Origin of the sequence: Phenylobacterium sp. (assembly GCF_031425575.1) — a bacterium.
Classification (GTDB): domain Bacteria; phylum Pseudomonadota; class Alphaproteobacteria; order Caulobacterales; family Caulobacteraceae; genus Phenylobacterium.
In genome coordinates this window covers 1-7,787 of the sequence record NZ_JANPJP010000213.1, presented here as the reverse complement: position 1 = coordinate 7,787, position 7,787 = coordinate 1, and the positions used below count along the sequence as shown (strand labels likewise).

General features: G+C 69.2%; 11 protein-coding genes. 9 read left to right on the top strand and 2 right to left on the bottom strand.

Translation table 11 applies throughout. The features are described from left to right. Positions 1–314: YebC/PmpR family DNA-binding transcriptional regulator (locus RMO97_RS12370; RefSeq protein ID WP_310541372.1), on the top strand; the 314-nt coding region annotated here is incomplete at its 5' end. Positions 315–431: 117 nt separating this feature from the next. Continuing rightward, positions 432–1,850 carry an aminotransferase class V-fold PLP-dependent enzyme gene (locus RMO97_RS12365; protein WP_310541371.1) on the top strand — a complete coding sequence of 473 codons (1,419 nt, stop codon included), beginning with the start codon at positions 432–434 and terminating at the stop codon, positions 1,848–1,850. Here RMO97_RS12365 and RMO97_RS12360 read toward each other — a convergent pair. Continuing rightward, positions 1,847–2,653: an acyl-CoA thioesterase domain-containing protein gene (locus RMO97_RS12360; RefSeq protein WP_310541370.1), complete on the bottom strand. Its 807-nt coding sequence runs from the start codon at positions 2,651–2,653 to the stop codon at positions 1,847–1,849. The genes RMO97_RS12365 and RMO97_RS12360 overlap by 4 nt on opposite strands. Positions 2,654–2,951: 298 nt before the next feature. On the opposite strand from RMO97_RS12360, the gene RMO97_RS12355 reads away from it, so the two are divergent. From RMO97_RS12355 to RMO97_RS12345, 3 genes are all read left to right on the top strand, one after another. After that, a complete protein-coding gene (locus RMO97_RS12355) occupies positions 2,952–3,221 on the top strand; it encodes a hypothetical protein (protein ID WP_310541369.1) in 270 nt (89 codons plus the stop codon). Positions 3,222–3,296: 75 nt separating this feature from the next. After that, positions 3,297–3,716 (top strand): hypothetical protein, encoded by a 420-nt coding sequence (locus RMO97_RS12350; protein ID WP_310541368.1) that lies wholly within the window; start codon positions 3,297–3,299, stop codon positions 3,714–3,716. 71 nt (positions 3,717–3,787) lie between these two features. Next, positions 3,788–4,219: a VOC family protein gene (locus tag RMO97_RS12345; RefSeq protein ID WP_310541367.1), complete on the top strand. Its 432-nt coding sequence runs from the start codon at positions 3,788–3,790 to the stop codon at positions 4,217–4,219. Here the strand turns inward: RMO97_RS12345 and RMO97_RS12340 are convergent. After that, positions 4,216–4,647, bottom strand: coding sequence for a PaaI family thioesterase (locus RMO97_RS12340; RefSeq protein WP_310541366.1), 432 nt, complete (start codon positions 4,645–4,647; stop codon positions 4,216–4,218). The two genes, RMO97_RS12345 and RMO97_RS12340, sit on opposite strands and share 4 nt — an antisense overlap. 83 nt (positions 4,648–4,730) lie before the next feature. On the opposite strand from RMO97_RS12340, the gene RMO97_RS12335 reads away from it, so the two are divergent. The 4 genes from RMO97_RS12335 to ruvB all read left to right on the top strand — a co-directional run bounded on the left by RMO97_RS12335 (position 4,731) and on the right by ruvB (position 7,663). After that, positions 4,731–5,438: a hypothetical protein gene (locus tag RMO97_RS12335; RefSeq protein ID WP_310541365.1), complete on the top strand. Its 708-nt coding sequence runs from the start codon at positions 4,731–4,733 to the stop codon at positions 5,436–5,438. Positions 5,439–5,517: 79 nt separating this feature from the next. Beyond that, the gene (ruvC, locus tag RMO97_RS12330; protein WP_310541364.1) at positions 5,518–6,018 is read left to right on the top strand and encodes a crossover junction endodeoxyribonuclease RuvC; all 501 of its coding nucleotides are present in this window, start codon (positions 5,518–5,520) and stop codon (positions 6,016–6,018) included. Beyond that, entirely contained in the window at positions 6,015–6,629 is a 615-nt protein-coding gene (ruvA, locus tag RMO97_RS12325) for a Holliday junction branch migration protein RuvA (RefSeq protein WP_310541363.1), read from the top strand. The genes ruvC and ruvA overlap by 4 nt, the downstream gene beginning before the upstream one ends. Beyond that, on the top strand, positions 6,626–7,663 hold the full coding sequence (gene ruvB / locus RMO97_RS12320) for a Holliday junction branch migration DNA helicase RuvB (protein WP_310541362.1): 1,038 nt from the start codon (positions 6,626–6,628) through the stop codon (positions 7,661–7,663). The genes ruvA and ruvB overlap by 4 nt, the downstream gene beginning before the upstream one ends. Positions 7,664–7,787: the final 124 nt, after the last annotated feature.

The following is a 7,787-nucleotide window of genomic DNA, read 5'->3' as shown; positions in this document are numbered from 1 at the left end:
AGGTCGGCAGCGAGGACAAGGTGATGGAGGCCGCCATCGAGGCCGGGGCCGAGGACGTGGAGTCCGACGAGGAAACCCACACCATCTTCACCGGCTACGAATCCTTCGCCGAAGTGGCCGCCGCCCTCGAGGCGAGCCTGGGCGAGGCCAAGTCCACCAAGATCATCTGGCGCGCCAAGGGCGGCACCCCGATCAGCGGTGATTCCGTTGGCACGCTCATGAAGCTCCTGGACGCCCTGGAGGACGACGACGACGTCCAGAGCGTCTACGGCGACTACGAGATCTCCGACGAGGACCTGGAGAAGTTCGGCTAACCCTACCGGGAGACGCCCGAGACGGATTCATCCTGGACAAGAAACCGGGTGAACAGCCGTCACCCTATCGGGACTATTGTCCCCGGCCGCCCGCCAAGGCGGCCATGAGGGGGACACATGGCTTCGAAATCTCGCGGCGGGACGCCCAGCCGGCGTGACCTGCTGGCGCGCTCTGGCCTGGCGCTCGGCGCCGCGGCCCTCGCGCCCGCGGCGCTGGCCCAGGACAGCGATCAGGTCACCGACCCCGACTTCGCCGACGGCGAGCCGCATGTTCCTCCCACGCCGCCGCCGACCGCGACCCCCGCGCCAGGAACCGTCGACTGGACCTGGGTGCGCAACCAGTGGGCGCTGGACTGGGGGGAGGTCGATCTGTCGGCTATGCTGTTCGCCTCCAATCCCAAGCCGGTGCGCGACGCCATCGACCGCCACCGCCGCGCCCTCGACGCCAATCCGGTCCGCTATCTGGAGATGAACAATCGGCCGCTGCAGAACGCCGCCCGCGCCGCCGCCGGCGCCTATTTCGGCGTGCCGGCCCAGAACATCGCCCTGTGCGAGAGCACCACGTCCGGCATCGGCCTGCTCTACAACGGCCTTGGCCTCCGCTACGGCCAGGAGGTCCTGACCACCACCCACGACTACTATGTCACCCATGAGAGCCTGCGCCTGGCGGCCCTGCGCGGCGGCGCAACGGTGCGCAAGATCAGCCTGTTCGAGCGGGTGGAAACCGTCACCGTTGAGCAGATCGTCGGGCGGATCGTGGCCAATATCGGCCCCCAGACCCGGGTCCTGGCCCTGACCTGGGTCCACTCCTCCACCGGGCTGAAGATGCCCATCCGCGCCATCGCCGATGCGTTGATCCCCATCAACGCGTCCCGCGCGCCGCACGAGAAGGTGCTGTTCTGCGTCGATGGGGTTCATGGCTTCGGCGTGGAAGATGCGAGCCTGCCCCAGCTTGGCTGCGACTTCCTGGTGGCCGGCTGCCACAAGTGGCTGTTCGGGCCGCGCGGCACCGGGGTGATCTTCGGCACTCCCCTGGGGTGGAGCCGGGTGGAGCCCACCGTGCCCAGCTTCCTGGCGGAGGGCGCCTATTCGGCCTGGCTCGGCGGCTATGATCCGGGCCCTTCCACCGGGGCGCGGATGACGCCCGGGGGATTCAAAGCCTTCGAGCACGTCTGGGCCCTGACCGAGGCCTTCGGCTTTCACCAGCGGGTGGGCAAGACCAATATCCGCAACCGCACCGTCGAGCTGGCCAGCCGGCTGAAGGAGGGCATGGTGCAGATGCCGCACATCCGGCTGCGCACGCCCCGCGACCCCCGGCTATCGGCGGGCATCGTGGCCTTCGATGTCGACGGGCTATCGGCCGACGGCGTGTCGCGCAGGCTGCGCCAGTACAGGATCATAGGCTCGGTTTCGCCCTATGCCGAGCGCCACGTCCGCCTGACCCCCAGCTTCCGCAACACGCCCGAGGACGTGGAGTTCGCCCTGAACGCCCTGCACGTGATCCGCGCGGGGTCGCCGGCGCGGGCCCAATCCTAGTCCATCATCCGCACGATCACCGACTGGCTCGCGGTGGCCATCAGCTCTCCGTCCTGCGCGAACAGGTTCATGACGCCGTGGGCGAAGCCGCCGTGGATGCCGGTGATCTGGATGTCGCAGAGCACCCAGCGGGTTGGCACAATCCGGCGGATACGCAGGGTGTTGTCCAGGCTGTTGCCTCCACCCTGGCGACCCAGGGCCGCGCCAACGCCCGAGGGCACGTAGTCGGCCATGATCGCCAGCATGCTGGCGTCGACGGCGTAGTCCTCTACCGGCTTGATCCACATCACCAGCCGGCCGTCGGCGCTGAGTTCGCCGGTGCGTGGGCCCTCGCCGTAGCGGCCCTTGGCCATCCGCACGTCCAGGCGGCCGTTGAGGTTGTCCCCCTGGTCACCCCACAGCACCGAGCGCTCACAGTCTTCAGGCGCCGGCATGTCGGGCATGGTCACCCACTGGTGCGAAACCGTGCTGGGCCTGGCGCCCAAGGCGGCGTTGACCGTGAAGATCTCCTGGTCGCCGACATGGCCGATCACCCGGGCCTGGCTGTTGTACTTGCCCTGCACCGGAACCCAGACGTCCAGGTCCACCACCGAGCCGGGCCGTGCGTAAGACAGGTATTGGGCCGTGGCCCAGATCACCGGGCGGGCGCAGGTCCGTTCCATGGCCGCGATGGCGCTGGCTAGGCCAATGCCGCCGTACATGAAGAGATTCTCCGGGGGCCCCACGCAGACGGCCGGCGTCAGGGGCATGAACCAGCGGTGCGGGTTGTGGGTCGACTGCAGGTCGAAGAAGAGCTTGGTCATGGCGGGCCGATACGCCGACCACGGCCGCCTGTCCTCTGTTTTCAGGCGGCGATGGCGGTGTCGTCCTCGCGCCCTGATCATCGACATCGGCCGGGCGACCGCTAGCTTGGCCTTAACGAGAAGGCGGCTGATCGGCGCGGCCGCACATTGGCCCAACACCGGTTTTCGCAGGCCGCGCTTGCATTCTGCGCCCCTTTCGGGTGTTTAGCCGCCCTGCCGAGCGCTTCTCCGAACCTGACCCGCGATCCTCCGCGGTGGGCCCGCCGCCTCGCCCCAAAGACCTCAGGAAGACCGCGCCATGCAAAGCTCCACAGCCTTCACCCGTGAAACCGTCCAGCTCGACGGAGAGACCTTCCACGACTGCGATTTCCAGAAGTGCCGCCTGGTCTATTCCGGCGGCGAGGCGCCGGTCTTCAAGGACTGCCGCTTCGACGATTGCGACTGGAAGTTCGAGGAGGGCGCGGCCCGGACCCTTGAGCACATGAAGGCGGTCTGGAACGCGGGCGGCAAGCAGCAGCTCCAGGGGCTGATCAAGGAAATCACCAGCGGCGGCGCCGCGCGGTCGTAAGCCGCAGTTACTGGCCGCCCGAGCGAGGGCTGGCCCCGCTTGGGCCCGGCCAGGCCTTCGGCTAGACTTGGCCCCATGAGCACCCTGCGCCGCCTGATCGACCTGCCCGGCATCGCCGACCTGGAATTCGCCTCCGTCATGAAGCCCGCCATGCGCGAGCCAGGGGCGCAGGCAGAGTTTCCGCAACTGGACAAGGTGAGCCGCGCCAACTTCGGCCTGACCCTCGACGAGGCCGACAACGTCACCCTGCCCGCCGACTGGGACAGGATCGAGCGCCAGTCCGAGCGCGACCAAGTCGAGGCCTTCGAGGCCGCAGGCTGGGACGTCACCGACAAGCGGCGCCCGTTGAAGATCCTGCCGCAGTTCAGCTTCCAGATGTGGCTGGCCATCCGCGGCGTTGCGGGCTCCCTGCCCTATCAGGCCGAGGAGGATGTGGAGGCGAAGATGTCGTCGTCGCTGGCGGCGGATGCGGCGAAGTTCAGGCGCGACCGCTAGGGCCGGCCACATTTCTGTATGGCGGTATGGCCAGCTCGGCTATTCAGACTGAAAACCTGAGAGGAAAACCCATGCCCCGTTCCCCCGACTATCTCGGCGCCACCGGCATCGGGGTCAGCGACCTGGCCCGCTCCACCGACTTCTACACCCGGGTCCTGGGCATGAAGCAGGTTCAGACCTTCAAGCTGGACTACATGGATGAGGTGGTGGTGGCCTTCGAGGGCCGTACCGCGGTGGTGCTGATGCACTATACCGACGGCTCGGAGCGGAACTACAAGGACAACCCGATCAAGCTGGTCTTCTACGTCACCGACCCCAAGGCGGTGAGCGACCGGATCAAGGCCGACGGCATGACCATCATCCGCGAGCCGGCGCCCATCGCCAGCCTGGGCGGCGCCGTGGTCGGCCTGGCCAAGGACCCCGACGGTTACACCATCGAGCTGCTGCAGGCGCCGCCGGCCAAGAGCGAAGCCCAATCCTCCGCGGCCTCGGCCGGCGCCTAGGCTCTCGGATAGAGGATGATCTGGGTGCAGCGGAAGGCGGCCATCAGCTTGCTGGTGGCCGCGTCCGTCAGGGTCGCGTCCCAGACCTGGGTGGTGCGGCCGCCGTGCAGCATCTGGGCGGTGCAGACCACCGCCCCCTCCCGCAAGGTGCTCATGAAGTTGGCCTTCACCTCGGCGGTGGTGAAGCCGCTCGCCCCTTCCGGCCAGGCGGTGGAGACGCCGTAGGCGCAGAGGATATCGGCCACCGACAGCAGGCAGCCGGCCAGCAGGAAGCCGGTGTGGGCCACCAGGTCGGGCCGCACCTCGAACCGCCCCACCACCCGGCCGTCGGCGACCTCGGTGACGATCAGGCCCAGATGGCCCGGCAGCTTGCCGTCATTGGCGCGGTTCAGGTCCTCGACGGACGTTCGGTTCGTGGTCTTGGCCATGTTGCTCTCCCCCTCTTTGGACCATCTAGCCCAGAGCCGCGGCCCTGTGTCAGGGTCGCCTCCGGAAAAAGCGTGGAGGGCGGATGGCCGCGATGGATTTGAGCCAGGTGGCCGAGCGCCTCGCCGCGCGGCGGCCTGCGTCGGGGACCTACATCATCGGCGTCACGGGCGCGGTGGCGGCGGGCAAGACCGTGTTCGCGACCGCCCTGGCCGAGCATCTGGCGACGGCGGGGGACAGGGTGGAGCTGGTCTGCACCGACGGCTTCCTGTTCTCCAACGCCCGGCTGGCGGAACTCGACCTGTCAAACCAGAAGGGTTTTCCCCCGTCCTATGATCACGCCGCCCTGCGCGCGGCCCTGGAGAGCGTGCGTCGAGGGCCGACTGCGTTCCCCGGCTATTCCCACGTGACCTACGACATCGACCCGGCCCTGGCCCGCACGCTGGATCGGCCCGACATCCTAATCATCGAGGGGTTGAACCTAATTCCCACCCACGGCCCGTCCCTGATCGACAGCCTGATCTATCTGGACGCGCCCGAGTACGACCTGGAGGCCTGGTACACCGCCCGCTTCATGGGCCTGTGGGAGGCGGCCGAACACGATCCCGCCTCCTTCTACGCCCGCTTCCGCGGCATGAGCCGGGCCGAGACCGAGGGCTTGGCCAGGATGGTCTGGGAGAAGGTCAATCTGAAGAACCTCCACGACCACATCCTGCCCGCCCGAGACCAGGCCGACCTGGTGGTGCGCAAGGGACCGGGGCACCAGATCCTGGCGGTGCAGGCGCGGGGGTGATCCCACCACAACACCCTTCCTTAACTCTGATGGCCGCTGTATCACCGGAACATATCCCGAACGCGCCTTGAGTCTCCGCATGACCGCCATCCGTATCCTCGGCCTCGATCCTGGCCTGCGCCGCACCGGCTGGGGCGTGATCGAGATCGACGGGGCGCGGCTGACCCACGTGGCCCATGGGGTCATCGCGCCGAAGGATAGCCTGCCCTTCTCCGAGCGCCTGCTGGCCCTGTTCGTGGGCATCACCGACGTCGTCGCCCTGCACAGCCCCCACGAGGCGGCCGTGGAGGAGACCTTCATGAACAATAACGCCGCCTCGGCCCTGAAGCTCGGCCACGCCAGGGCCATGGCCCTGGTGGTTCCGGCCCGCGCCGGCCTGCCCGTCGCCGAATACGCCGCCACCGTGGTCAAGAAGTCGGTGGTGGGCACCGGGTCGGCCGACAAGACCCAGGTGGCCTTCATGATCGCCCGCCTGCTGCCCAAGGCCGGCCCCGCCACCGCCGACGCCGCCGACGCCCTGGCCGTCGCCATCGCCCACGCCCACGCCCGCAAGGCCCGCAGCTACGGAGCCGCCGCGTGATCGGGCGGCTGCGGGGCCTGGTGGCCGAGGTCGGCGAGGAAGACGCCCTGATCGACGTCGCCGGCGTCGGCTATGTGGTCCGCTGCGGCGCGCGCACGCTTGGCCACCTGCCGGCCCTGGGCGAGGAGGCGGTGCTGCACGTCGAGACCCAGTGGTCGGAGGCCACCGGCATGCGCCTCTACGGCTTCCTTGGCCGCGACGAGCGCCGCGCCTTCGTCGTCCTGCAGTCCATCCAGGGGGTCGGCCCCAAGGCGGCGCTGGGGGTGCTGGACATCCTGTCGCCGGCGGAACTGGCCCAGGCCGCCGCCCGCGAGGACAAGGCCGCCGTGGCCCGCGCCAACGGGGTCGGCCCCAAGCTCGCCCTGCGCATCGTCACCGAGCTGAAGGACAAGCCGCTCTCCGACGGCCCGGTCGCCGCCTTCCACGCCACCGCCATGACGCCGGCCCCGCTCGCGCCGTCCGCCACCGGCGAGGCGGTCTCGGCCCTGATGGGGCTGGGCATCGCCGAGGTGAACGCCCGCCGTGTCGTCGAACAGGCCGCCCTGCGCCTGGGGGATGAGGCGACAGTCCAGGCGCTGATCAAGGCGGGTTTGCAGGAACTCGGTCGATGACCCGTCTGGTCTCCGGCGAGGAGGTCCCGATGGAGGGCTCCGACAAGGCGCTGCGGCCCCAGACGCTCGCGGAGTTCGTCGGACAGGAGCAGGCCAAGGGCAATCTCTCGGTCTTCATCGAGGCGGCCAAGGCCCGCGCCGAGGCCCTGGACCACGTCCTGCTGTTTGGCCCGCCCGGCCTGGGGAAGACCACGCTCGCCCAGATCGTCGCCCGCGAGCTCGGCGTGAACTTCCGCGCCACCAGCGGGCCGGTCCTGGCCAAGGCCGGCGATCTCGCGGCCATCCTGACCAATCTCGAACCGCGCGACGTGCTGTTCATCGACGAGATCCACCGCCTGCCGGCCAATGTGGAGGAAATCCTCTATCCGGCGATGGAGGATCACGTCCTCGACCTGATCATCGGCGACGGCCCCTCGGCCCGCTCGATCCGCATCGACCTGGCGCCCTTCACCCTGGTGGCGGCGACGACACGGGCCGGCCTGCTGGCCACGCCCTTGCGCGACAGGTTCGGTATTCCACTGCGCCTGGAGTTCTACACCCACGGCGAGCTGCAGAAGGTGCTGACCCAGGCGGCCCGGAAGATGAACCTGGAGCTGTCGCCGGACGGCGCCCTGGAGATCGCCGCCCGGGCGCGGGGCACGCCCCGGGTGGCCGGCCGCCTGCTGCGCCGAGTCCGTGACTTCGCCGCCGCCGACGGCGCCACCCTCATCGACCAGAAGGCCGCCGCCAAAGCGCTGGCGCGTCTGGACGTGGACGAAGCTGGGCTGGACGCCCTGGACCGCCGCTACCTGCGCGCCCTGATCGAGAACTATGGCGGCGGCCCGGCCGGGGTGGAGACCCTGGCCTACGCCATCGCCGAGGCCCGCGACGCGGTGGAGGACGTCATCGAGCCCTTCCTGCTGCAGCAGGGCTTCATCCAGCGTACGCCGCGTGGCCGGATGGTCTGCGCCAAGGCCTACACCCACATCGGCCTCACCCCGCCGCCGCTGATCCAGGCGGGCGGACAGCCCGGGCTGTTCGAGGAGGAGTCGTGAAAAACGCCGCTCATCCCGGCGAAGGCCGGGACCCAGATTCATCTCCCGTGTTCAGCGCCTGAACACGGGCCGCGCCTCGGATACCACCTCAATCGCCCTGGGTTTCACCTGGGTCCCGGCCTTC